The organism is Rhizobium sp. P2_G9 (genome assembly GCF_056403475.1).
This window is the reverse complement of the sequence record NZ_JBFUFK010000007.1, coordinates 52821-77366: the sequence shown is the minus strand read 5'-3', so window position 1 is coordinate 77366 and position 24546 is coordinate 52821. Positions and strand designations below refer to the sequence as shown.

Below are 24546 nucleotides of genomic sequence, written 5' to 3'. Positions count from 1 at the left end.
GATTTTTGCGCGAGGCCCTATTAGCGGCTTCGATTTATCCCGGCCAATGAAGTTTATATGACGGCTAGCAATCCCGGATATCATGGTGTTGGCGAGGTTCAGTTGGGGTAGCGTCCGGCCGTTTGCGGCGCTTTGCCGCCAGCCTTCGGGTCGCCGTCGATCAAGCTTGGCCGAAGTTGAAGCGTGTAAGTCAAAAAGCTTTAAAACGCATCGCTGAAATGCTGCGGCCGGCTCCAGGGGGTGACGGCGACGATATCGTAACGGTAGGCGAGGCGTGATGCATCGGGTTGCCGAGCGATCCAGGCGAGGCTGGCATTGCGAATGCGGCGCTGCGTCGACGGATCGACGGCGAAGATCGCGTCACCGGTGATCCGCCGCGCCTTGACCTCGACAAACGCCACGAGATCGCCCTTCCTGGCGATGATGTCGATTTCGCCGGCTTTGACGCGGAAGCGCATGGCGACGACGCGGTAGCCGCGCAGGATCAGGTACAAGGCGGCGTAATATTCCGACAGCCATCCGACGAGGAGCGCCTTGCGCCGGTCATGTCCGGAGCGCGGCGGCTTCAACTCTTGAGCTCCAGCAGACGTTGGTAAAGCTCTTTGCGCGGCAGGCCGGTCTGTCGCGCCGCTTCCGCCGCAGCCTTGGCAGCCGGCATCTGGGCCGCGAGCGTTTTCAACATCTCGTCCAACGTCTCGCCCTGGGGCGCCGCTTCAGGCTCCGGCGGCGCGACTGCGACGACGATCTCGCCTTTGACATTCGGATTGGCGTCATAATACGCGGCCAGCTCGCCGAGCGTGCCGCGGCGGAATTCCTCGAATGTCTTGGTCAGTTCTCGGCAGACCGAAGCCTGACGGGTCCTGCCGAGAACATCGGCGGCGTCCTTCAAGCTCTGAGGCAGTCGGTTTGGCGATTCGAAGAAAATCAGCGTGCCGGGAATGCTTGCGATTTCCGCCAGCCGGTCGCGGCGGGCCTTTTCCTTCTGCGGCAGAAAGCCGGCGAAATAGAAGGAATCGCTCGGCAGGCCGGCGGCGGAGAGCGCCGTCACCACCGAGGAGGGGCCGGGGATCGGAACGACTTTCAATCCGGCCTCGACCGCCTCGCGCACCAGCCGATAGCCCGGATCGGAGACCAGTGGTGTGCCGGCATCGGAGACCAGAGCCACGGATTTGCCGGCTGTGATCGCCGCGATCAATCTTGGTCCAGCCTCTTCGGAATTGTGCTCATGATAGGCATAGGCGCGCCTGGAAATGCCGTAGCGGTCGAGCAGGACGCGCGTCACCCGCGTGTCCTCTGCCGCCAGGATGTCCGCGCCGGCCAGCGTTTCGAGCGCCCGGAGCGTCATGTCGCCGAGATTGCCGATCGGCGTCGCCACGAGGTAGAGCGCGGGCTCCAGCGGCCGCGCTTGTATCTCCAGCGTGCGGATGCGGAAACTGCCGGAGGCGGAATTGTCTGTCTGATCGTCTGCGGCCAAGGCCTGCTCCGGAAATTCAACTGTTTCTCTTTATGGGCGGCAGCGGCGAGATGTGCAAGAGAGCGGGCGCTCAAGCGAAATCGCTTGCCATAGCCGCATTATTTCTGCCATTTTGCGCGTCCGCACCGGGGGCGGGTTTTCCGGCAGGGCCGGCACCAATAACGAAAACGGTAGATATCATGCGTGTTACACTCGAGCGTTCCAACCTTCTGAAATCTCTGGGCCATGTTCACCGCGTCGTGGAACGCCGCAACACGATCCCGATCCTTTCCAACGTGCTGTTGAAGGCTGAAGGCTCCAGCCTGATGATGAAGGCAACCGACCTCGATCTGGAAATCACCGAAGGCGCCCCGGCCATGGCCGAACAGGCCGGCGCCACCACCGTGCCGGCGCATCTGCTCTACGAAATCGTCCGCAAGCTGTCGGATGGGTCTGAAGTGATGCTGTCGACCAATGCCGACGGTTCGACCATGAGCGTCACCTCCGGCCGTTCGAAGTTCTCGCTGCAATGCCTGCCGGAAGCCGACTTCCCGGATCTGACCGCCGGCACGTTCAGCCATGCCTTCACCATCAAGGCATCCGATCTCAAGATGCTGATCGAGCGCACCCAGTTCGCAATTTCCACCGAAGAGACGCGCTATTATCTCAACGGCATCTTCCTGCACGCCGTCGAGGCTTCTGGCGCTCTGAAACTCCGCGCGGTCGCCACCGACGGCCACCGCCTGGCCCGATCCGAGATCGAAGCGCCTTCGGGCTGTGAGGGCATGCCCGGCATCATCATTCCACGCAAGACGGTCGGCGAGATCCAGAAACTGATCGAGGACCCGGAGGCCAATATCCGCTTCGAGGTCTCGGACGCCAAAATCCGCTTGTCCTTCGGCGAGATCGTGCTGACCTCCAAGCTGATCGACGGCACTTTCCCGGATTACCAGCGTGTCATCCCTTCGGGCAACGACAAGGAAATGCGCGTCGACTGCGGCACCTTCGCCAGCGCCGTCGACCGCGTCTCGACGATTTCGTCGGAGCGCGGCCGCGCCGTCAAGCTGGCGCTGGCCGACGGCCAGATGACGCTTACCGTCAACAATCCCGATTCCGGCAGCGCCACGGAAGAACTTGCGGTCTCCTTTGAGGGCGACCCGCTGGAAATCGGCTTCAATGCCCGCTATCTCCTCGACATCACCAGTCAGCTGACAGGCGATGATGCGGTGTTCAAGCTCGCCGATCCAGGCTCGCCGACCATCATCCTCGATTCCTCCAGCGCTGACGCGCTTTACGTTCTGATGCCGATGCGCGTTTGAGCGGCTGTAAATTCTGCGGACAAAATTTAGGCCTGCATAACCGCTTGTCTTGCTTTCACCTTTTTTGATTGCATCTATGATGCAAATCAAAAGGGGAAAATATGCGCGCACTCAAGGAACGCCTGGCGTCGAAATTCGACGACGAAATCCGCTTCATCCGTGGCATGATGGCTGAGCCGAAGACGGTGGGCGCGATCATGCCCACGTCGGCGCGCATGGCGGCCAAGATGGCCAGTATCATCAACACCGGTTCCGGCCTTCCCGTCCTGGAACTCGGCCCCGGCACCGGCGTGATCACCAAGGCGATTCTTGCCATGGGCGTGAAGCCGGAAAACCTGGTCTCCGTCGAATATTCGACGCAGTTCTACGACCATCTGGTGGAAAAATTCCCCGGCGTGCACTTCATCAATGGCGACGCCTTCAATATCGAAGAGACGCTCGCAGCCTATCGCGGCCAGAAATTCGATTGCGTCATCTCCGGCATTCCTCTCCTCAATTTCCCCATGCATGCGCGGGTGAAGCTGGTCGAGAGCCTGCTTGACCTGATGGCACCGGGCCGGCCGGTGGTGCAATTCTCTTATGGCCCGAAATCACCTGTCGCCAAGCGGCCGGAGATCTACAAGGTCGAGCATTTCGACATTATTCTGCGCAACATCCCGCCGGCGCAGATCTGGCACTACAAGAAGGCGCATGCCTGAGCATGCTCGGCTTCTACGTCACCCATCCGCAGATCATCGTGGATCCAGCGRTGGCGGTACCTCGTTGGCACCTGTCCGACAAGGGCAAGGCGCGCGCCGCATTGGCGGCCACTTTGCCATGGGCAAAGGCGCTTGGCCGCATCGTCAGCAGTGATGAGACCAAGGCAATAGAGACGGCGGAAATCCTTAGCAATGCCTCGAATGTGACGCCGGAGATTGTCGAGGGCATGGGCGAAAACGATCGCTCTGCCACCGGTTTCCTCGTGCCTGACGAATTCGAAGCGGCAGCCGATTGGTTCTTTGCCCATCCGGAAGAAAGCTTTCGCGGCTGGGAGCGCGCGATCGACGCGCAGTGGCGGATCGTCTCGGCGGTGACGCGGATTCTCGACCGCCATGATCCTGCCCAGCCGATTGCCTTTGTCGGCCATGGCGGCGTCGGCACATTGCTGAAATGTCATCTCGGCGGCCTGCCGATCGCCCGCGATGGAGACCAGCCTGCCGGCGGCGGCAATCTATTCGCCTTCCGTCTCCATGACCGGAAATTGCTGACCGGTTGGGTGCCGATGGATGAATGGACGGGCGAACGGCGGGAGATTTTGGCGAGCTGACACAGACCGTCAGTTCCCGGCATCCATAATCTCCATCTCCGCAAGACTGCCAGCATCGGCCACCGCATAAATCTCGGTAATCCTGCCGTCGCGCACGATCACCTTCGACACCAACAGCAGTTTGCCGACCGGGGCCACCAGGATGCCGACCTCGCCGTCGAGCAGCGCGACCTCGGCGGTCTTGGCGCGGCCGAGATAGACTTTGCCAACTGTATCGGCACCACGGATTTCCCCAAGTGAACCCAGCCGCACGGCAGCTTCGTCGGCGTGGAAGATCACGTTGGGGTCGAGCACAGCCAGCAGGCCGGCGAAATCGCCGTCACGTGAAGCGGCGAGGAATGCCCGTACCACCTCACGATTACCGGCCAGTTCGGCCTCGTCCGGTACCGGCCTGCCCTGCACGCGGCGGCGCGCGCGGCTGGCGAGCTGTCGCGCCGCAATCGGCGTCCGATCCACGATCGGGCCGATATCGTCGAAGGGCAGGTCAAACATGTCGTGCAGCACGAAGGCGATGCGTTCGGCCGGCGACAATTGTTCGAGCACGACCAGCATGGCGAGCCCGACCGAGTCAGCCAGCATCGCCTCTCTCTCGATCACCGCGGCCTCCGGCTCGACGGCCGGCTCATGGCTGGCGGTGTCGATCCCGTCCTCGCGGCGCGATTTCCGCGATCGGAGCATGTCGAGACAGACGCGGGAGACGACGGTGGTCAACCAGCCGCCGAGATTCTTCACCCCGACGGTATCGGCGCGGGAGAGGCGGATCCACGCCTCCTGCACGGCGTCTTCCGCCTCGCTGGTCGAGCCCAGCATCCTGTAGGCAATGGATTTCAGCTGGGTGCGATTTGCCCTGAATTGTTCGGCGAGAAAATTTTCTTCGTCCATCGGTCACGTTTCCTTTTGTCGCTCCGTCACACCGATGACGAACGAAAGCCGGGCCGCGTGACGGGTCGCCGGCAAGATCGTCGGAAAATTGATAAACCTGATGGAGACCAACCATGCAAGTGAGAATGAAACATCCGGTCGGACTGCTGCCCGAGACGCTCACCGCACTTCACGCCGTCGGCAAATCGACCGAAAAGGAACTGCCGCTCACCATCCGCAAGCTGGTGGAATTGCGCGCCAGCCAGATCAACGGCTGCAGCGTCTGCGTCCATATGCATGCGGATGAGTTGAAGAAGGCCGGCGAAAGCGACGAGCGCATCTTCGCCGTTGCCGCCTGGCGCGACACGCCCTTCTTCACCGACGAGGAGCGGGCTGCTTTGGCTCTCACCGAATCCGTGACCCGGCTCGCCGACCGCGCCGATCCCGTGCCGGACGACATCTGGGAAGAGGCGCGCAAGCATTTCGACGACAAGCCGCTCGCCGCACTGATCGTCGAGATTGCGCTGATCAATGTCTGGAACCGCCTGAACGCCACCGTCAAACAGGTGGTCGGCGCGCCCTGGAAGTAATAGTGCCATAAATAGCGGTGATTTCCCTGCCTTTCTTCTTGCAGGCCGGTGGCATGCGTGGCACTGGTCGGCCGGTCAAATCAAGGCAAGGGAGCTTGGCATGGCGGCGAGGGACAGGCTGATCGTGGGGCTGGACGTGCCGAACGTCAACGAAGCCGCCGATATCGTCAAGAAACTCGGATCCGCCGTCGCTTATTACAAAATCGGCTATCAGCTCGTTTTCGCCGGCGGACTGGATTTCGCCCGTGAGCTTGCACGCGACGGCAAGAAGATCTTCCTCGACATGAAGCTGCTCGACATCGACAACACGGTGGCGAGCGGCGTCGAGAACATCGTCAAGATGGGCATGACCATGCTCACCTTGCACGCCTATCCCAAGGCGATGCGCGCCGCCGTCGAGGCGGCCAAGGGTTCCAGCCTCTGCCTGCTCGGCGTCACGGTGCTGACCTCCATGGATGAACAGGACATGATCGAGGCGGGATATGACTATGCCCCCAATGCGCTTGTTCTCCGGCGCGCCGAACAGGCCCGCCGTGCCGGCATGGGCGGCATTGTCTGCTCGGCCGAGGAGGCGCAGGTGGTGCGCAAGGTCGTCGGTCCCGACCTTGCCGTTGTCACGCCCGGCATACGTCCCATCGGCATCGACAGGGAYGATCAGAAGCGGGTCATGTCGCCCTCCGAAGCCATCCTCGCCGGCGCAAGCCATCTCGTCGTCGCCCGACCGATCGTCAAGGCGCCCGAGCCCCTGGAAGCGGCGCGCGCCATCCTTGCCGAAATCGATTCCGTGCTTTAGACCCCCTTGCACAGCCCAACAGACTGACCGTCGGAGGTAGAAATGGCCAAGGGATATTGGATCGCCCGCGTCGATGTGCGTGATCCGGAGCGCTACAAGGACTATGTCGCCGCCGCCAAGCCGGCTTTCGAAAAGTATGGCGCCAATTTCCTCGCCCGCGGCGGCGAATATCACCGTCTCGAGGGTGAGGTCCGGGCACGCAACGTGGTGATCGAGTTCCCTTCGCTGCAGGCGGCCTATGATTGCTATAACTCGCCGGAATATCAGATCGCCGCCGCGATCCGCCATCAGGTCGCCGACGCCGAAATGGTGGTCGTCGAAGGCATTTAGCCGCTTCACCTCAGAGACGCTTTCAGCTAAGGAACGGATTAAAGGCGGCCTATAGGAGAACGACGATGACGCTAGCGAATGTACCGAAACTCGTGACCGTGTTCGGCGGATCGGGCTTTCTGGGGCGCCACGTGGTTCGCAGTCTGGCGCGGCGCGGCTTTCGCGTCCGTGTCGCCGTGCGCCGTCCCGATCTCGCCTTCTTTCTGCAACCGCTCGGCAATGTCGGCCAGATTTCCTTCGCCCAGGCCAATCTGCGCTATCGCGCCTCGGTTGACGCGGCGGTCAAGGGTTCGGACCATGTGATCAACTGCGTCGGCCTGCTCTATCCGTCGGGCCGCAACACGTTTGATGCCGTGCAGGATTTCGGCGCCCGCGCCATAGCTGAAGCGGCCCGTGCCCAGGGCTGCGGCCTGACGCAGATTTCCGCGATTGGCGCCGATGTCGATTCGCCCTCCGTTTATGCCAAGAGTAAGGGCCGCGCCGAGCGATCGATCCTCGCCACCGTGCCGGATGCGGTGATCATCCGTCCGTCCGTGATCTTCGGGCCCGAGGACACGTTCTATAACCGCTTTGCCGAGATGATGCTGTCGATGCCGTTCCTGCCGCTGATCGGCGGGGGCCAGACGCGTTTCCAGCCGGTTTTCGTCGACGATGTCGCCGAGGCGGTGGCGCGGTCGGTCGAAGGCCGCGTCCCTGGCGGCAAGATCTATGAATTCGGCGGTCCGGAGGTGAAGAGCCTCAAGGACATCTATGAAGAGATCATGGCGATCACCTATCGCGAGAAGCGCATGGCCACGCTGCCGTTCGGCCTTGCGTCCCTGATCGGCTCGGTCAATTCGCTGATCCCCTTCGTCAAGCCGACGATCACGTCGGACCAGGTGACGCTGCTGCGCTCCGACAACGTCGTTTCGGGCGCCGCCATGGCCGAGGGCCGTACGCTGCAGGGCCTCGGCATCGAACCGACGCTCGCCGGCGCCATCCTGCCGAGCTATCTCGTTCGCTATCGGCCGGAAGGCCAGTTCACCCATTCCGGCTCTGCTGCCTGAAGCATGTCGCCTGAAAGTGGGAACCGGTTTCAGGACAACGACATGCGCAAAACAAGGGTTTAGAGCGCGGTTCTGATTCCATCAGAACGCGAAGCGCTCTAAGCCTCGGCCTGGCTAGCAAAAATATGGCCGCTGCCGGTCCTGGTGGCGGCTTTTTTGTGGCYGGAAATTGCCGAATTTCGGGCGATTTATGCACAAGTTGCACAAAAGCCGCACAAATTCACTATAGCGCATTAACCCGCCGTTCAGCATCGATGTTTTATTGCTTAGATGTGCACGACTGAATAAAACCCGCCCCAACAACAACCCGATTGGATGCGACTGATTTGGCGGATGCACGGGCAAATATCCAAGTCATTAGGGGACTTTAATGGGCAAATCGATCGCATTGTTCTTTGCGTCTGCGGCGCTTGTCATTCTCGCCGGTTCCTTCGTCGCGCCGCATACGGTCGCCGCCGACAAGACCAAATGCGCGCCGGCCTACGGCGTCGATCCCTGCACGGTCACGGGGACCATCCCCGCGGGTCATTGAGCGATMTGTGAACGATGAATATGGGGTCGCGGGATGCGGCCCTATTATTTTGCCTTGAATTTCGTGCCGACAAGGTCGAGCCGGATCAGGCTTTCGGCACTGGCAAGGATCGCCGCCTCGTTCGAACGCGGGTTCCAGCCAAGCAATTCCCTTGCCTTGGCGCTGCTGCCAGGTCGGACAAGGCCCAGTTGGGGAATCGCGGCCCGCGCCGCCGGATTGAACAATCCGGCAATCCGCACCATCCAATCCGGAAGCTGATAGCGCGGCGTCCTGGATGCCGCTTCGCCCAGCCGGCGTCTTAGCAGCAAGGCAATCTCATGGATCGACATGGGTGGACCGGCAACGGCGATAAAGCGCTCGCCGGCCGCTTTCGCATGCGTCATGGCTGTGAGATGCAGTTGGGCGACATCGCGCACGTCGACCACGCCGAAACTGATGCGCGGCGCGCCGGGCACGGCGCCGGAGAGCAGCATCCTGATCAGTTCGATCGAGGTCGAGAGATCCGGCCCGAGCACTGGTCCGAAAATCCCGGTCGGATTGATGACCGAGAGTTCCAGCCCACCGCCTTCGCGGGAGATGAAATCCCAGGCGGCACGTTCGGCGATCGTCTTGGATTTCGCATAGGGCTGGGCGTCAGGGGCGTTGAGATCGGTCCAGTCCTTTTCGGTGAACACGCCGCCTTCGGGCAGGTGGCCGTAACTGACGGCGGCGAAAGACGAGGTCATCACCACCCGCTTCACGCCCGAGTCGCGGGCGGCGCGGAGCACACGCAGCGCGCCGTCGCGGGCCGGCCGGATCAATTCATCCTCGTCTTGCGGCACGTCGGCGGGAAAGGGCGAGGCGACCTGCAGCACATAGTCGCAGCCGGCGACCGCGTCCGCCCAGCCGGCATCCCGGTCCAGGTCCGCCGGAAACAATGACAGGCGCTCGCCAGCGTCGATGCCGCCGACCTTCAGCATGGCGCGCAGATCGGCCTCACGCCTGAGGCTGCGAACCGTCGCACGCACCTCGTGGCCGTCGGCAAGCAGGGCGACAATGCAATGGCTGCCGACGAAGCCGGTGCCGCCGGTAACGAGAACTCTGCTCATGGCCACCCTCTTTGAGGCCGAGATTGCCCGGCCTCACGTTAAGATGGATAAATACTGCCGGTTGGCAAGTCGTTTGACGGTTGATTGCGAGTAGCAAGGTCGGGCTTGCCGCCCGACTGACAATTACTGCGTCGTGGTGCTGGTCTGCGTCGCCGCCGGCTGCGCTTCCGCCGGCTTGTTGGCCGGATAAAAATACAGACCGAACAGGCAGACGAGACCGAAGACGATGCGCCACCAGGCGAACGGCGCATAGCCGCGCCGGGAGACGAAGGCGAGCAGCGAGCGCACGACGAGGAGGCCGGAGACGAAGGCTGCGATAAAGCCGATCGCGACATAGGTCATGTCGTCGACGCTGATATTGTGACGCTGCTTCCACACGGTCAGCACGAAGGCGCCGACCATGGTCGGCATGGCCAGGAAGAAGGAGAATTCGGCAGCCGAGCGCTTGTCGGTGCCCATCAGCAGCGAACCGACGATGGTTGCGCCGGAGCGCGACGTGCCCGGGATCATCGCCAGGCACTGGCAAAGGCCGATCTTGAGGGCCAGCGGCAGCGGATAGGCCATGGCGTCGAAATATTTTGGCCTGAGCTTCAGCCGGTCGACGGCGAGCAGGATGATACCGCCGATGATCAGCACGAAGCAGGTGCGGACGGGATCGCCGAACAGGGCTTCGAGGTGACTTGCCACGAAGAAGCCGATGATCGCGGCGGGCAGGAAGGCGACGAGGATCGAGAGGACGAAGAAGCGTGACCGCTGGCTGGAATGCAGGGTCAGCGCCACGTCGAGCAGCTTGCGGAAATAGACCAGCAGGATGGCGAGGATCGCGCCGAGCTGGATGAGGATGGTGAAGGAGGCGGCGACTTTGTTCTTGTCGAAGCCGAGAAAATGCTCGACGAGCAGCAGATGCGCGGTTGACGAAACAGGGAGGAATTCCGTCAATCCCTCGACGATGCCTAGGATAAGGGCGTTGAAATAATCCATGGATGCCTCTTGGTGATGGGCTGGGAGGAAGCCGGCCGAGAATGCTGTGGCCCGCCTGAGTTCCGCCGGCAGGGCGCGACTCGCTCTACCAGCATTCTTTGAAGGAGTCAGTTTACAGATTCGTAAACGTTAAGATTTTATCGGAATGATGGCTCAAATTGTCGATTCATTTACCGGAAACCGCCGGCGGGTGCGAAGAATGAGCCGAACTGCTTGTGTCGGCGGAGCCAAATTTCTATACCTGTCAATTGTCTAATCCACTGACGGCAATTTCCGATTCCCGCTTTGGCGCGGTCGGGAGCGCCGCAGCCAACTTTCTGCCGGTACCCTATGACCCTGCTCTACCACCATCCCATGTCGACCGCCTCCCGTTTCGTCCGGCTGATCTTCTCGGAATATGCCGTGCCGTCGGAGTTGGTGGAGGAGCCGATCTGGGACAAAAGGCGGGATTTCATCGCGCTCAATCCGGCCGGCACGCTGCCTGTTTATGTCGACGATAATATGCGGGCGCTGTGCGGCGCCACGATCATCTCGGAATTCCTCGACGAGACGAGCGGCGTCTTGAAACGCGACCGCCGCCTGCTGGCCGAAGACCCTTTCCAGCGCGCCGAAATCCGCCGCCTGACGGAATGGTTCCTCAACAAGATGGAGCAGGACGTGACGCGGCCTCTGGTGCGCGAGCGCGTCTTCAAGCTTTACATGACGCCCGAGCAGGGCGGCGGCGCGCCTGATTCGAAAATCTTGCGCACCGCGCGCGGCAATATCAAGCAGCACATGCGCTATCTGACCTGGCTTGCCGGTTCGCGCACCTGGCTCGCCGGCGACCGCCTGACCTATGCCGACCTTGCCGCGGCAGCGGCGGTCTCCGTGCTCGACTATCTCGGCGAGATCGACTGGAACGATATGCCGCAGATCAAGGAATGGTACCAGAGGATCAAATCGCGCCCCGGCTTCCGGCCGCTGCTCAATGATAGGATCAGGGGCGTGACACCGGCGCCGCATTATGCGGATCTGGATTTTTAGGACGTTGATCGCCGTGCCTCGCGGCCACCCCCCTCTGGCCTGCCGGCCATCTCCCCCTCAAGGGGGGAGATCGGCAGGAGGCACGCGCTCCGTCCCGAATAACTGTCGAGCGCTGCGCATGCGACAGAAGAGAGGTCCGGGACACTGCCCCATCGAATCTCCCCCCTTGAGGGGGAGATGGCCGGCAGGCCAGAGGGGGGTGCCGCAGCTTCGGTGCTCAAATACGAGGCCTCCTCATGGCCGCCCCTTCTAACGCCCCGGCCGCCGCCAAGCTCACCGCCCACGTCAAATCCCTGGCGCACGAACTCGGCTTCGACCTCTGCCGCATCACCACCCCCGACGCCATCCCCGATGCCGGCGATGATCTCGCTGCCTTCATCGGCCAGGGCTTTCACGGCACCATGGACTGGCTGCCGGAGACGCGTGAGCGCCGCTCGGACCCCAAGACACTCTGGCCGGACGCCCGCTCCATCATCATGCTCGGCATGAATTACGGCCCCGAGACCGATCCTCGCGAAAATCTTGGCCGGCGAAGCACGGGCAATATCTCCGTCTATGCCCGCAATCGAGACTATCACGACGTGATCAAAGGCAAGCTCAAGGAGATCGGCACACGCTTTGCTGCCCGCTCGGGCGCTGAGATCAAGGTCTTCGTCGACACGGCGCCAGTGATGGAAAAACCGCTGGCTGCCTCCGCCGGCTTGGGTTGGCAGGGCAAGCATACGAACCTGCTTAGCCGTGAGTTCGGCTCCTGGCTGTTCCTCGGTTCGATCTTCACCGGCGCGGACCTGATCCCGGACGAGCCGGAGGTCGATCATTGCGGCTCCTGCCGCGCCTGCCTCGACGCCTGCCCGACATCGGCCTTTCCAGCGCCCTACCGGATCGATGCACGGCGTTGCATCTCCTATCTTACCATCGAGCACAAGGGGTCGATCGATCCCGAATTCAGGCCGCTGATCGGCAACCGTATCTATGGCTGCGACGATTGCCTGGCGGCCTGCCCATGGAACAAGTTCGCCTCAGCAGGCCGCGAGATGAAACTTGCGGCCCGGCCAGACCTAATCGCGCCCCCGCTCGGCGAGTTGCTCAGGCTCGACGATGCTGCTTTCCGTTCATTGTTCTCAGGCTCTCCGGTCAAGCGCATCGGGCGCAACCGCTTTGTCCGCAATTGTCTGATCGCTGCCGGCAATTCCGGCGATCCGTCGCTTGTTGCGCACTGTCGGGCTTTGTTATCCGATATCTCGGCGGAGGTGCGCGGCATGGCGGTCTGGGCGCTGTCCAGACTTGAAAAGACGATGGACGATGACGAAGTCAGACGCATTCGTGCCGAAGAGACAGATCCCGGCGTGATCGCGGAATGGCAGAGGGCAGGGTTTTGAATATGAAAATGGTGATTCTCGGTGCCGGCTTTTCAGGCAAGATGATTGGCCGGATCTGTGCGCCGGATTTCGATGAGATTCATGGCACCAGCCGCAGCCTCGAGAATCTCTCGGAACTTGCCGCTCTCGGCATCAAACCGCGGCTCTTCGACGGCAATTCCATTTCGCCGGAGCTTAAGGCCGCATTGGCGGATGCCACCCATCTGGTCCAGTCGATCTCGCCCGGCGAGGGCGGCGACATTTTCCTCAGGCTCACGCCAGACCTCAGGGCACGGATGCCGCGCCTGCAGTGGATCGGCTATCTCTCGACTATCGGTGTCTATGGCAACCGCGACGGCGCCTGGGTGGATGAGACTGCGGAGCCGACGCCGCTGTCCAATCGCTCGAAGGAACGGGTGCTGGCCGAGAACCAATGGCTCGACATCGGCCGGCGGCTGGCAATCCCGGTCGCCGTGCTGCGCCTCTCCGGCATTTATGGTCCGGGGCGCAATCCCTTCGTCAATCTCGCCAACGGTACGGCGCGCCGCATCGTCAAGAAGGATCAGGTCTTCAACCGCATCCGGGTCGAGGATATCGGTCTGGCAACCGCGTTCCTGATCGGTCGCGACGAAGGCGGCATCTTCAACATCACCGATAGCCTGCCCTGGCCGACCCAGGATACGGTCGAATATGCGGCCAGGCTCATGGGCCTGCCGATACCACCGGACATTGATTTCGATACTGCGGAACTGAGCCCGATGCAGCGCTCCTTCTATGCGGAGAACAAGCGGGTCTCCAATGCGCGCATCCGCGCCCTGGGGTTCGAATTCCGCTTCCCGGACTACAGGATTTCCCTTGATCAGATGTGGCAAGAGGGCGCCTGGCGGGGCTGAATTGTGGCAAAAGCTGCCACAATTCTGTCATGTCGGCGGATGAAAGCCTAAAATATCCGGTTAACATCAGGTTAATTGTGAAAAATTTCGTGAAATTCGTGAAGCCGGGCAGAATAAAATGTCGCACCCGACCGTAAAAGGTCTTCACACTGATTCTTTGGTATAAAAAACTGTAAGTTGTAATTTTGTTTCCATCATGTTCCATTTAGCCAATCGATTAATATTTCAATTTTAACATTGCGTGATCGCATCAGGCAAGTTTTTGCCACTTTTGACCCGGCAAAACTCGTTCCCAGAAATAAACGTTCAGGGACGGGTTAATGTTCGAAAAAAAGTACCGCGTTTTGGCCATGGCTACCTCCGCCGCTCTCATCTGTAGTCTGTCGTCGGGGGTCGCCGTGGCCAGAAACGGTTGTGGTGGCGCCTCCTGGTACGCGGCGCATTCCCGCACTGCCTCGGGTGAGCGGATGAATCCGGGCATGCTCACTGCCGCCCACCGCTCGCTCCGCTTCGGCACCCGGCTGCGAGTGACCAACAGCCGCAACGGCCGTGCTGTCATCGTTCGCGTCAATGATCGCGGCCCCTTCATTCGTGGCCGCGTTCTCGATCTTTCCCGTGCCGCCGCCAACAGCATCGGCATGATCCATAGCGGCACGGCGCGTGTCTGCTACGACGTCGTCGGCTGATTTCCGGTCGCCTTCCTTCCCAAAAGCTTGCTCTTCAGGCCAATCGCGGTTACCACGCCCGCTTGGACCAATGGAGATCAGTGAATGCGCTTGGGCGGACGGCTATCTGGAGCGATCGAAGTGCTCAATGACATTGAGACCCGACGTCGCCCCGTTGCCGATGCGTTGAAGGACTGGGGACTGTCACGGCGCTTTGCCGGCTCGGGCGACCGGGCAGCAGTTGGCAACATCGTCTATGATGCGCTCAGGATGAAGCTCTCGCACGCCTGGCTCATGGACAGTGCCACGCCCGCGGCTCTCGGCTATGCGGTGATGCTGCGCCAGTGGGGCTTTGCGCCGGAGGCGCTCGCTGCCGAATTCGAGGGCGACAAGTTCGCGCCCGAACCGCTGGACGAGGCAATGCTCAGAGCCTTCTCCACGCGCCGGCTCGAAGACGCTGCCTCCTATATCCAGGCGGATGTGCCCGAATGGGTCGTACCGTTGCTTGAGGAAAATTTCGGCGACGATTGGCTCAAGGAAGCGCAAGCGCTTGCCACCCGCCCGTCGCTCGACCTCAGAACCAACACACTCCGGGCCGACCGTAATAAAGTGGTGCAGGCGCTGGAAGAGGCGCAGGCCCAGCCTGCCGCGATTGCCCGCCAGGGCATCCGCATTCCTCCGGGTGAGGGACCATCGCGGCTACCGAATGTCACAGCGGAACTGTCCTTCGCCAAGGGCTGGTTCGAAGTGCAGGACGAAGGCTCGCAGATCGTCGCCGACCTGGTGATGGCTGAGGACGGCGAACAGATCCTCGACTATTGCGCCGGCGGCGGCGGCAAGACGCTGGCGCTTGCCGCGACGATGCACAACAGGGGCCAGGTGCATGCCTTCGATGCCGACCGCAAGCGTCTGGCGCCGATTATCGAACGCCTGCGTCGCGCCGGCACGCGCAATGTGCAGGTCCAGGAGCATGAGAAATCGCTCGCCGGTCTGCGCGGCAAATGCGACCGCGTGCTGGTTGACGCACCCTGTACCGGCACCGGCACATGGCGCCGTCGCCCCGACACCAAATGGCGGCTGACACCGAAGAACCTCGAAGAGCGCCTCGGTCAGCAGCGCGAAGCCCTGGCCAAGGCGTCCAACTATGTGCGTCCCGGCGGCTGGCTCTGCTATGTCACCTGTTCGGTCCTGCCGGAGGAAAACCAGGCACAGGTCGATTTCTTCCTGCAATCCGATCCGAGTTTCGAGGTCGTCTCTGCCCTCGACAGCTGGACAAAGCTGTTCGGCGACAAGCAGGTCAGGCCGCACAGCAGCGACGGCAAGACGCTGACGCTGTCGCCGGCGCTCACCGACACCGACGGCTTCTATTTCGCCATGCTCCGGAAAAAAGGCTGATCGACTTCGTGCTCCGCGGCGGATATTGCCGCGGCATTGGCGCAGCACGGTCGCGCCCACCGTCAACGTGACGACAAGGGCGGTTTCTCCCACGCGACCGGTTGAGGGAAATCCAGATCCATTGATCCTATAATTGTTCTAAACTAGACTATTTGACACTAGTTTCATTCTGAGTCATGACACCGCCCAGCCCATCCGCTGCTCTAAGGGGAGTACCATGATCAGCAAATTTGCCCCGCTGGCGCTCACGATCGCGTCGGCCACCGCCATCCTCATGTCCAGCGCGGCGCAGGCCGCCACCGATCCCGCGGCGATCGTCAAGAACTATGTCGCGATCGGCCATGCAAAATATGAGGATTCGCTGATCACCGCCAAGGCGCTCGACAAGGCTGTCGACGCGCTGCTCGCCAATCCCAATGATGCAACGCTGAAGGCGGCGCGTGACGCCTGGATCAAGGCCCGTATTCCCTACCAGCAGACCGAAGCCTACCGCTTCGGCCACAAGATCGTCGACGACTGGGAAGGCAAGGTCAATTCCTGGCCGCTCGACGAGGGGCTGATCGACTATGTCGCCAAGTCCTATGGCACCGAGAGCGACGAGAATCCGGACTATACGCTCAACGTCATCGCCAATCCGCATTTCAAGATTGCCGGCAAGGACGTCGACGCGACGAAAATCACCCCCGACCTGCTCGCCAACACGCTGCAGGAAGCCGACAAGAGCGAAGCCAATGTCGCGACCGGCTATCACGCCATCGAATTCCTGCTCTGGGGCCAGGACCTGCACGGCACCGGCCCGGGCGCCGGCGAGCGTCCGGCGACCGACTATGACCTCAAGAACTGCACGCATGGCAATTGCGGTCGCCGCGCCGAATATCTGAAATCCGCCACCACGCTCCTGGTCAGCGACCTGACCTATATGGTCAAGCAATGGTCGCCGGAGGGTGAAGCGCCCAAGGACGACCTTGCCGACGCGAAGAAGGGCCTGTCGGCCATGCTGACCGGCATGGGTTCGCTTTCCTACGGCGAATTGGCCGGCGAGCGGATGAAGCTCGGCCTGCTGCTCCACGATCCGGAGCAGGAGCACGATTGCTTCTCCGACAATACCTATAATTCGCATCTCAACGACGCCATCGGCATCGCCGAGGTCTATACCGGCAAATATACGCGTCTCGACGGCACCAAGATCGAAGGCGCTTCGCTGCATGACCTTGTGGCGGAAAAGAATCCGGCGCTCGACAAGGAAATGATGGGCAAGCTCAACCACACGCTCGACGCCATGCATTTCATGGTCAAGCGTGGCGAGACGATCGAGAAATATGACCAGATGATCGCCGAGGGCAACAAGGAAGGCAATGCCGTCGTCCAGGCAGCGATCGATGGCCTGGTCGACCAGGCCAAGACCGTTCAACGTATCGTGACTGCGCTGGATTTGGGCAAGATCGAACTTGAAGGTTCCGACAGCCTCGATAAACCTAGCGCCGTGTTCAAATAAGCAAGGCGCGGCGGCGCGGGCCAAAATCCAGCGTCGCCCGGCATAACCATGATGCGTCCATTTCTCGTTTCGCTTCCCCTGCTGGCGCTCGTGCTGGCGGGGCAAGCCGTATCCGGCGATCAGCCCGACAATATGCCGCTACGCAAGGATCTTTCCGTCAAGGACCGCGCCCGTGTCGAAGCGGTGATCCGGCCGACGACGGATTTCTCCCAGGCCGAGCACTTCGAGGCGCTGCAGGCCGGCGCGACGACCTCGGTTGAGGAACCGGACCATCTCGCTTTCTCGCATTTCACCACCAATCTGCATAGCGATTTGGTGATGCGCTTCCATCTCGGCAATGCGCTGTTCCGCCAGATGTGGGTCGCGGCACCCGCCTCGACACATGCGACGGATGGTCTCGGTCCCTTCTACAATGCGCGTTCCTGCGAGAGCTGCCATAAGGACGATGGCCGCGGCCATACGCCGGATGGTGCCGCGGACATGACCTCGATGTTCTTGCGGCTGGCCCGTGCGCCGGCCACGGACAAGGAAAAGCAAGCGCTGGAACAGCATCTGGCGCTGAATTTCCCCGATCCCATCTATGGCCGGCAGTTGCAGGACAAGGCTGTGCCGGGGCTTGCGGCCGAAGGCCGGATGGCGATCACCTATGAAACCGTGCCCTTCACTTTCCCGGACGGCACGAAGATCGATCTCCGCAAGCCCACTTATACGGCCACCGACCTGCGCTATGGCCCGCTCGACAAGACGACGACGGTCTCCGCCCGCGTGACCCCGGCCATGATCGGTCTCGGCCTGATCGAGGCGCTCTCCGACGACGACCTCAAAGCCAATGCTGATCCCGATGATCGCGACCATGATGGCATTTCCGGCAGGCTGCAGATGGTCACCGATGGCAAGGGCAAGCTGCGCATAGGCCGCTTCGGCTGGAAGGCAGAGAATGCCACGATCCGCGACCAGGCCGCACACGCCTTTTCCGGCGATATCGGGATCTCGACGCCGGACCTGCCGGACCCCAGCGGCGATTGCACCGCCATCGAGGCCGATTGCCTGAAAATGCCCAACGGCGAGCAGACGCGGCTCGGCAAGGGTGAAGCACCCGAACAGGTCCTGTCGCTCGTCACCTTCTATTCGCAAAACCTTGCCGTTCCCGCCCGCCGCCAATCCGGCTTTGCCGATGTGCTCAAGGGTAAGCAGCTTTTCTATGAGTCCGGTTGCGTCGCCTGTCACCGCGCCAAATATGTCACCCGCCGCGACTGGCCGGAAAAGCCGCTCGCGTTCCATCTGATCTGGCCCTATTCCGATTTCCTGCTGCATGACATGGGCGACGATCTCGCCGATGGCCAGCCGGTGGGCTTGGCCGACGGAAAGGAATGGCGCACGCCGCCGCTTTGGGGTATCGGGCTGACCAAGACGGTCAGCGGCCATGAAGCCTATCTGCACGACGGCCGCGCCCGCACGCTCGAAGAAGCGATCCTCTGGCATGGCGGCGAGGCCGCCAAGGCGCGGGACGCCTATGCCAAACTCGCGGCCGAGGATCGCCGCAAACTCATCGCCTTCCTGGAGTCGCTCTGATGATTAAGCTCGCCTGGCTCGTGTCTCCCCTGTTGATGCTGGCTGCCGCCCCGCCGGCACTGGCGATCGACCAGACGCTGGCCAGAGAGGTCATGGTCAAGGCGGTGGACGGCTATATCCGGCCCGCCTATGCCGATTTCCATGCCAAGGCATCTGCCCTTGCTAATGAAACGGCAAAGCTTTGCAGCGCGCCCTCGGATGCCGAATTCAAAGCGATGAGCATCCGCTTCGCCGATGCGATCGAATCCTGGAACAAGGTATCGATCGTCACCGAAGGACCGGTCATGCAGGAGAACCGCTTCGAGCGCGTGCTCTATTATCCCGATCGCAAGTCGATCGGGCTGAAACAGGTCCAGGCACTGATCGCCACGCCGGACGAGGCCGTAACCGACCCCAAGGCGCTGAAAGAGCGCAGCGTCGGCATCCAGGGCCTTGGCGCCTTCGACTATGTCTTCTTCGGCTCCTATCCGGAAGGCATCATGGCCGAGAAGAACGGTTTCCGCTGCCGCTATGGCCTGGCGATTGCCAGGAATGTCGAGAGCATAGCCGCGGAACTGCAGGCAGCCTGGGATGACCCGAAGGGTGTTGCCAAGGACTGGAAAAACCCGTCCAAGGACAATGCCGTCTATCGCACCGGCGAAGAGGCGATGCAGGCGCTGATCGGCATTCATGTGCACGGTATCGAAATGGTTCGCGACAAGCGCATCCGGCCCTTCTACGACGGCAGTAACCAGAAAACGACGCCGAATGCCGCGATCTTCCGCCGCTCCGGCAACACGATCCGCACCATCACCGCCAATGTCGAGGGCCTCGAAAAGCTCTGGCAAGCCGCCGATCCCGGCATCTTCCTGCCTGAGGAAAAAAAGGCTCTCGCCGGCAATGTCACCTTCGACTACAAGGCCGCCGCCGCAGCGGTCGCCAAGCTGCCGTCGCCGAGCGCCGAAAACCTGGCGGATAAGACATATCTGGCGAAACTCGCTTTTATCGATTCCACGCTGAAGGATGCCACCACGCGCATCAACAATGATGTCGGCGCCGCCGTCGGCCTCGAAGCTGGCTTTTCCTTCGCAGACGGAGACTGATATGTTCACCGACCCGATCGGCAAGCGCGCTTTCCTGAAAGCAGCCGGAGCCGGCTTTGCTTTGAGCCTGCTGCCGCGCCAGTCCGAAGCGCTGGAGCGGGCGGAGGCGGTTTTCGCCACCAATTTCATGGCTGCGGACAAGAGTTTTGGTGTGGCGCTGCTGACGGAGGAGGGCAAGCCGATCACGCAGTTGAAGCTTCCGGCGCGCGGTCACGATATCTCCTTCGATCCGGTGTCTTCGCGGGCGGTCTCCTTCGCTCGCCGGCCCGGCACATTCGCCTTCGTCTTCGACACCGCCGCAGGCCAGCCGGTCAAGCTTATCCAGGCGGCCGAGGGCCGGCATTTCTTTGGCCACGGTGCCTTTTCCGCCGACGGCAAGCTGCTCTACGTCGCCGAGAACGATTTTGACAATTTTGCCGGCATGATCGGCATCTACGACACCCGCTCCGGCTACCGGAAGATCGGCGAGTTCCCAGCCCACGGCATGGACACCCACGACATCCAGATGATCGAAGGCGGCCGCTATCTCGCCATTGCCAATGGCGGCATCAAGCAGCATCCCGATAGCGGCCGCGCCAAGCTCAATCTCGACCACATGGAGCCGTCGCTGGTGATCGTCGATCTCAGGGATGGCCGGATGGTCGAGAAGCATGATCTGCCGACCGATATACGCCAGCTCTCGACCCGCCACATGGATACCGACAATCAGGGCCGCATCTGGTTCGGCTGCCAATTCGAAGGCGCTCGGGACCGCCACCCGCCGCTGCTCGGCCATTTCAAGCGCGGCGAGGACCTGACGTTCATCGATATGCCCGAAGATGTGCTCGAGGGCTTCGCCAATTATGTCGGCACGGTCGACGTCAACCGCCAGGCGGACCTTGTCGCGATCTCGTCGCCCCACGGCGGTCAATGGGCCGCCTTCGAAACCACGACCGGCAAGCTCGCATACAAGGAAAAAATCGCCAGCGTCTGCGGCCTGGCGCGCGATCAAAAGCTCTTCGCGCGCTCGACGGAAGAGGGATGGTTCGATCGTGAGCACTCGGATGTTGCCTGGGACAATCACATCACGCCGCTGACGTGACCTCAGCCGGACGCTTTGCCGATCCGCTTCACCGCTTCCAGCAAAGCGTGCGCGTGGAGCAGCGCCATCCCCGTCGCATTCAGCATTTGCGGCAGGATCAGCCATTCGAGCGTCCAGGCGGCGCCTGAGCGTTCCTGCTCATGCACCAGCGCCTGATGCAAGCCTGAGACCTGCACGGCATTGAAACGGGCGAGCGACACCAGCACCTCGGCGCGCACCGGGTTCTGTTTGTGCGCCATGGCCGACGAGCCACCGCCACCCGAAAGCGCAATCTCGCCGATCTCGTTCTGCGCCATCAGCGCGACATCCTGGCCGATCTTGCCAAGCGCGCCGGTGACCTGCGACAGCCAGTCGCCCAGCGCTGCGATCCGATCCCGCGCGGCATGAGGCACGTAATCGGGGACGGAAAGGTCCAGCGAGGCGGCCAGGGCCTGTCTGACGGCATCGATCTTGTCGCCGAATTTCTCCGCGGTGCCGGCCGGCCCTGCGAGGGAAAGGATAAGGTTTTGCGACCGGACGGGTCCGAGCGCCAGGTGGACGCGCTTGACGAGGCCGCGCCAGACGGCAAGCCGATCGCCGGCGGAAACCGGGATCGCTGCCTGCATCCGGGTCCGTCCCATCAATTCGGCTTGGCCGAATTCTCCGATCAGGCGATCCAGTATCGGGAGCAACCCGTTCAACCGCGCATCGAAGAGTTCAAAGACACCACGCAGCTTCATCGCCAGCGCCGTATCGATCACATCCTGACTGGTGGCGCCGAGATGCACCGACCCGTCATGCGGCGCAGCGACATGCGCCTTGAGCTGCTTGACGAAGTCAGCAACCACGACACCGTCCTTCAGTGTCGCGTCACCGAGATGCGGTAGGTCCGGGCGGAAGCTCTTGGCACTGAGCGCGATGTGATCGGCGGCTTCGCGACCGATCAGGCCACATCCGGCCTCCGCCTCGGCGAGCGCCACCTCGAAGCGCAGCATCGCCTCGAGCTCGACCCTGGTGCCGATCAATCCGGCGAGCACCGGATCGATCAGCAGTGGTCCAAGGAAATCCGCCAGCAAGCCTGTCATCTCACACCCGTTCGAGCGCCACCGCAATGCCCTGGCCGACACCGATGCACATGGTCGAGATGGAACGTTTCCCGCCGGTCGCGACCAGTTCCAATGCCGCCGTGCCGGCAATGCGGGCGCCGGACATGCCGAGCGGATGGCCGAGCGCGATGGCGCCGCCATTGCGGTTGACGCGCGCATCGTCGTCGGCAATGCCGAGCTCGCGCAGTGTCGCCAGACCCTGCGAGGCAAAGGCTTCGTTGAGCTCGAACACATCGAGCTGATCGACGGTCCAGCCGATCTTCTCCAAGAGCTTCTTCGTGGCCGGGGCAGGGCCGATGCCCATGATCCGCGGCGGCACACCGGCAGTGGCGCCGGCAACGACGCGGGCGATCGGCGTCAGGCCATGTCTCTTTGCCGCCGCTTCCGAGGCGATGATCAGCGCCGCCGCACCATCATTGACGCCCGAGGCGTTGCCGGCCGTGACAGTCCCGCCTTCACGCACGATCGGCCGCAGCTTGGCCAGAGCCTCCATATTGGTGGCGCGAGGATGCTCGTCCTTGTCGACGCTGATCGGATCACCCTTGCGCTGCGGAATGGTCACCGCGGTGATCTCCTTGGCGAGCCGGCCATTGGCCTGCGCGGCGGATGCCTTGGCCTGTGACCGGACGGCGAAAGCGTCCTGGTCCTCACGGTTGACCTTGTAATCATCGGCGACGTTTTCGGCCGTTTCCGGCATGGAATCGACGCCATATTGCTTCTTCATCAACGGGTTGATGAAGCGCCAGCCGATCGTGGTGTCATGGATCTCCGCATTGCGCGAAAAGGCACTGTCGGCCTTGGGCAGCACGAAGGGTGCGCGGCTCATGCTCTCGACGCCGCCGGCAATGATCAGGTCGGCCTCGCCGGTCTTGATGGCGCGGGCGGCGGTAATCACCGCATCCATGCCCGAACCGCAAAGCCGGTTCATCGTCGTGCCGGGCACACTGACTGGCAGGCCTGATAGCAGCGACGACATGCGCGCGACATTGCGATTATCCTCGCCCGCCTGGTTGGCGCAACCAAAAATCACCTCGTCGACTGCTGCGAGATCGAGCGACGGATGGCTGGCGATGAGCGCCTTGAGCGGGATGGCGCCGAGATCGTCGGCGCGGACGGCGGAGAGTGAGCCGCCGAAACGTCCGATCGGGGTGCGGATATAGGCGCAGATAAAGGCTTCGGTCATTTCACTTTTCCTGCAGTTCAGGCACGACGAGATCGGCGACCGTTCTAGCGACATGGAGGCGCGCGCCGGTCATCGCCTGGAGTTCTTCCATAGTCATGGCGGCGAGCTTTTCCCGCACCACGAAATGCTTGTCGACGATGTCGATGACGGCGTGGCTGGTATACACCCGTGTGATACAGCCAACCCCGGTCAGCGGAAAGGCGCATTTTTCCACCAGCTTCGGTTCGCCGTTCTTGGTGACATGTTCGGTGATGACGATCACCTGCTTGGCGCCATGGACGAGATCCATCGCGCCGCCGACGGCCGGCACGCCCTTGGAGCCGACGCGCCAATTGGCGAGGTCACCATTCTCGGCCACCTGATAGGCGCCGAGGATGGCGACGTCGAGATGGCCGCCGCGCACCATGGCAAAGCTGTCGGCATGGTGGAAGAAGGCCGCACCCGGCTTCAGCGTCACCGCCTTTTTGCCGGCATTGATCAGATCCCAATCCTCTTCGCCGGGCTTTGGCGCCTCGCCGAAATTGAGGATGCCGTTTTCCGTATGGAAAATCGCCTGTCGGCCCGGCGGCTGGAATTTCGCCACCATTTCGGGAAAGCCGATGCCAAGATTGACATAGGCGCCATCGGCGATGTCCTGGGCGGCACGCCAGGCGATCTGGGCATTGGAAAGTTTTATGTCTTCGCGCGTATCGATCGTCATGCGTAGACCACCCCGGCTCGAATGAGCTCTTCTTCCTGCTGCGGATTGGCGACTTCGACCACGCCATTCACGAATATGCCCGGTGTCACCACATGCTCGGGATCGATGCCGCCGGCCGGCACGATCTTCGACACCTGGGCGATCGTCTTCGCCGCCGCCATGCACATCAGCGGATTGAAGTTGCGGCCGGCCTTGTTGTAGGTCAGGTTGCCCTGGCTGTCGCCGATATGCGCCTTGACGATGGCAAAATCGGCCTTCAGCCAGCGCTCCTGCACATAGTGCCGGCCGTCGAATTCGGCGATCACCTTGCCGTTCGCCAGTTCCGTGCCATAGCCGGTCGGCGTGTAGAAGGCGGGGATGCCCGCGCCTCCTGCCCGGATCCGCTCGGCCAGAGTCCCCTGCGGCACGAGTTCGAGCTCGATCTGGCCGGCCAGATATCTTTCGGTAAAGGCGCGGGGATCGGATGAGCGAGGGAAGGAACAGATCATTTTTCTCACCAGTCCCGCATCGATCATCGCTGCAATGCCGATGCGGCCATTGCCGGCATTGTTGTTGATCACAGTCAGGTCTTTCGACCCCTTGTCAATCAGCGCGTGAATGAGTTCGATCGGCGCGCCCGAGCCGCCGAAGCCGCCGATCATGACAGTGGCGCCATCGCCGATATCGGCAACCGCATCCGCCAGGCTTGCTATCGTCTTGTCCATCAAAACCTCCA

At 62.0% G+C, this 24546-nt stretch carries 25 protein-coding genes and 1 pseudogene; 17 read left to right on the top strand and 9 right to left on the bottom strand.

The features are described 5' to 3' along the window. Window positions 1-200 precede the first annotated feature (200 nt). Window positions 201-569 carry a YraN family protein gene (locus AC1DYF_RS07815; RefSeq protein WP_477876132.1) on the bottom strand — a complete coding sequence of 123 codons (369 nt, stop codon included), beginning with the start codon at window positions 567-569 and terminating at the stop codon, window positions 201-203. Then, window positions 566-1426 (bottom strand): 16S rRNA (cytidine(1402)-2'-O)-methyltransferase, encoded by an 861-nt coding sequence (rsmI, locus tag AC1DYF_RS07810; protein WP_477876241.1) that lies wholly within the window; start codon window positions 1424-1426, stop codon window positions 566-568. Before rsmI ends, AC1DYF_RS07815 begins: the two co-directional genes overlap by 4 nt. Window positions 1427-1653: 227 nt before the next feature. Here rsmI and dnaN point away from each other — a divergent pair, with 227 nt between their 5' ends. The 3 genes from dnaN to AC1DYF_RS07795 all read left to right on the top strand — a co-directional run bounded on the left by dnaN (window position 1654) and on the right by AC1DYF_RS07795 (window position 4078). After that, window positions 1654-2772 (top strand): DNA polymerase III subunit beta, encoded by a 1119-nt coding sequence (gene dnaN / locus AC1DYF_RS07805; RefSeq protein WP_477876131.1) that lies wholly within the window; start codon window positions 1654-1656, stop codon window positions 2770-2772. Between the two features lie 101 nt (window positions 2773-2873). Continuing rightward, window positions 2874-3470, top strand: a complete 597-nt coding sequence (pmtA, locus tag AC1DYF_RS07800; RefSeq protein WP_477876130.1) for a phospholipid N-methyltransferase PmtA — start codon at window positions 2874-2876, stop codon at window positions 3468-3470. 2 nt (window positions 3471-3472) lie between these two features. After that, on the top strand, window positions 3473-4078 hold the full coding sequence (locus AC1DYF_RS07795; RefSeq protein ID WP_477876129.1) for a histidine phosphatase family protein: 606 nt from the start codon (window positions 3473-3475) through the stop codon (window positions 4076-4078). Window positions 4079-4087: 9 nt separating this feature from the next. On the opposite strand, the gene AC1DYF_RS07790 is transcribed toward AC1DYF_RS07795, so the two are convergent. Next, window positions 4088-4960, bottom strand: coding sequence for a sigma-70 family RNA polymerase sigma factor (locus AC1DYF_RS07790; RefSeq protein WP_477876128.1), 873 nt, complete (start codon window positions 4958-4960; stop codon window positions 4088-4090). Between the two features lie 113 nt (window positions 4961-5073). On the opposite strand from AC1DYF_RS07790, the gene AC1DYF_RS07785 reads away from it, so the two are divergent. From AC1DYF_RS07785 to AC1DYF_RS07765, 5 genes are all read left to right on the top strand, one after another. Then, on the top strand, window positions 5074-5529 hold the full coding sequence (locus AC1DYF_RS07785) for a carboxymuconolactone decarboxylase family protein (RefSeq protein WP_477876127.1): 456 nt from the start codon (window positions 5074-5076) through the stop codon (window positions 5527-5529). Between the two features lie 100 nt (window positions 5530-5629). After that, window positions 5630-6322 (top strand): orotidine-5'-phosphate decarboxylase, encoded by a 693-nt coding sequence (gene pyrF / locus AC1DYF_RS07780; protein WP_477876126.1) that lies wholly within the window; start codon window positions 5630-5632, stop codon window positions 6320-6322. A gap of 42 nt (window positions 6323-6364) precedes the next feature. Continuing rightward, complete coding sequence (locus tag AC1DYF_RS07775; RefSeq protein ID WP_477876125.1) at window positions 6365-6652, top strand: DUF1330 domain-containing protein; 288 nt, start codon at window positions 6365-6367, stop codon at window positions 6650-6652. A 65-nt stretch (window positions 6653-6717) separates the two neighbouring features. After that, the gene (locus AC1DYF_RS07770; RefSeq protein WP_477876124.1) at window positions 6718-7698 is read left to right on the top strand and encodes a complex I NDUFA9 subunit family protein; all 981 of its coding nucleotides are present in this window, start codon (window positions 6718-6720) and stop codon (window positions 7696-7698) included. Between the two features lie 370 nt (window positions 7699-8068). Beyond that, on the top strand, window positions 8069-8230 hold the full coding sequence (locus tag AC1DYF_RS07765) for a hypothetical protein (protein ID WP_477876123.1): 162 nt from the start codon (window positions 8069-8071) through the stop codon (window positions 8228-8230). 44 nt (window positions 8231-8274) lie between these two features. Here the strand turns inward: AC1DYF_RS07765 and AC1DYF_RS07760 are convergent, their stop codons facing one another. Together AC1DYF_RS07760 and AC1DYF_RS07755 are read right to left on the bottom strand one after the other, a co-directional pair. Then, window positions 8275-9318: an SDR family oxidoreductase gene (locus tag AC1DYF_RS07760; RefSeq protein ID WP_477876122.1), complete on the bottom strand. Its 1044-nt coding sequence runs from the start codon at window positions 9316-9318 to the stop codon at window positions 8275-8277. 192 nt (window positions 9319-9510) lie between these two features. After that, a pseudogene (locus AC1DYF_RS07755) lies at window positions 9511-10299 on the bottom strand (undecaprenyl-diphosphate phosphatase); the annotation flags it as partial. Window positions 10300-10629: 330 nt separating this feature from the next. Here AC1DYF_RS07755 and AC1DYF_RS07750 point away from each other — a divergent pair. The 9 genes from AC1DYF_RS07750 to AC1DYF_RS07710 all read left to right on the top strand — a co-directional run bounded on the left by AC1DYF_RS07750 (window position 10630) and on the right by AC1DYF_RS07710 (window position 20863). After that, window positions 10630-11322 carry a glutathione S-transferase family protein gene (locus tag AC1DYF_RS07750; protein ID WP_477876121.1) on the top strand — a complete coding sequence of 231 codons (693 nt, stop codon included), beginning with the start codon at window positions 10630-10632 and terminating at the stop codon, window positions 11320-11322. Between the two features lie 236 nt (window positions 11323-11558). Next, on the top strand, window positions 11559-12701 hold the full coding sequence (queG, locus tag AC1DYF_RS07745) for a tRNA epoxyqueuosine(34) reductase QueG (protein ID WP_477876120.1): 1143 nt from the start codon (window positions 11559-11561) through the stop codon (window positions 12699-12701). A 2-nt stretch (window positions 12702-12703) separates the two neighbouring features. Beyond that, complete coding sequence (locus AC1DYF_RS07740; protein WP_477876119.1) at window positions 12704-13573, top strand: SDR family oxidoreductase; 870 nt, start codon at window positions 12704-12706, stop codon at window positions 13571-13573. A gap of 350 nt (window positions 13574-13923) precedes the next feature. Then, entirely contained in the window at window positions 13924-14259 is a 336-nt protein-coding gene (locus AC1DYF_RS07735) for a septal ring lytic transglycosylase RlpA family protein (protein WP_477876240.1), read from the top strand. An 84-nt stretch (window positions 14260-14343) separates the two neighbouring features. Next, entirely contained in the window at window positions 14344-15633 is a 1290-nt protein-coding gene (locus tag AC1DYF_RS07730) for an RsmB/NOP family class I SAM-dependent RNA methyltransferase (protein ID WP_477876118.1), read from the top strand. Window positions 15634-15907: 274 nt separating this feature from the next. Further along, complete coding sequence (locus AC1DYF_RS07725) at window positions 15908-17128, top strand: imelysin family protein (RefSeq protein ID WP_477876239.1); 1221 nt, start codon at window positions 15908-15910, stop codon at window positions 17126-17128. A 48-nt stretch (window positions 17129-17176) separates the two neighbouring features. Continuing rightward, window positions 17177-18700, top strand: coding sequence for a di-heme oxidoreductase family protein (locus tag AC1DYF_RS07720; RefSeq protein ID WP_477876117.1), 1524 nt, complete (start codon window positions 17177-17179; stop codon window positions 18698-18700). Further along, the gene (locus AC1DYF_RS07715) at window positions 18700-19782 is read left to right on the top strand and encodes an imelysin family protein (protein ID WP_477876116.1); all 1083 of its coding nucleotides are present in this window, start codon (window positions 18700-18702) and stop codon (window positions 19780-19782) included. Before AC1DYF_RS07720 ends, AC1DYF_RS07715 begins: the two co-directional genes overlap by 1 nt. A 1-nt stretch (window position 19783) precedes the next feature. Continuing rightward, a complete protein-coding gene (locus tag AC1DYF_RS07710; RefSeq protein WP_477876115.1) occupies window positions 19784-20863 on the top strand; it encodes a DUF1513 domain-containing protein in 1080 nt (359 codons plus the stop codon). Window positions 20864-20865: 2 nt separating this feature from the next. On the opposite strand, the gene AC1DYF_RS07705 is transcribed toward AC1DYF_RS07710, so the two are convergent. Genes AC1DYF_RS07705 through AC1DYF_RS07690 form a run of 4 tightly spaced genes read right to left on the bottom strand, consistent with a single transcriptional unit; the run spans window position 20866 to window position 24535 of the window. After that, the gene (locus tag AC1DYF_RS07705; protein WP_477876114.1) at window positions 20866-21927 is read right to left on the bottom strand and encodes a 3-carboxy-cis,cis-muconate cycloisomerase; all 1062 of its coding nucleotides are present in this window, start codon (window positions 21925-21927) and stop codon (window positions 20866-20868) included. A 1-nt stretch (window position 21928) separates the two neighbouring features. Then, complete coding sequence (gene pcaF, locus AC1DYF_RS07700) at window positions 21929-23131, bottom strand: 3-oxoadipyl-CoA thiolase (RefSeq protein WP_477876113.1); 1203 nt, start codon at window positions 23129-23131, stop codon at window positions 21929-21931. A gap of 1 nt (window position 23132) precedes the next feature. Continuing rightward, window positions 23133-23831, bottom strand: coding sequence for a CoA transferase subunit B (locus tag AC1DYF_RS07695; RefSeq protein ID WP_477876112.1), 699 nt, complete (start codon window positions 23829-23831; stop codon window positions 23133-23135). After that, entirely contained in the window at window positions 23828-24535 is a 708-nt protein-coding gene (locus tag AC1DYF_RS07690) for a 3-oxoacid CoA-transferase subunit A (RefSeq protein ID WP_477876111.1), read from the bottom strand. The genes AC1DYF_RS07695 and AC1DYF_RS07690 overlap by 4 nt, the downstream gene beginning before the upstream one ends. Window positions 24536-24546 lie beyond the last annotated feature (11 nt).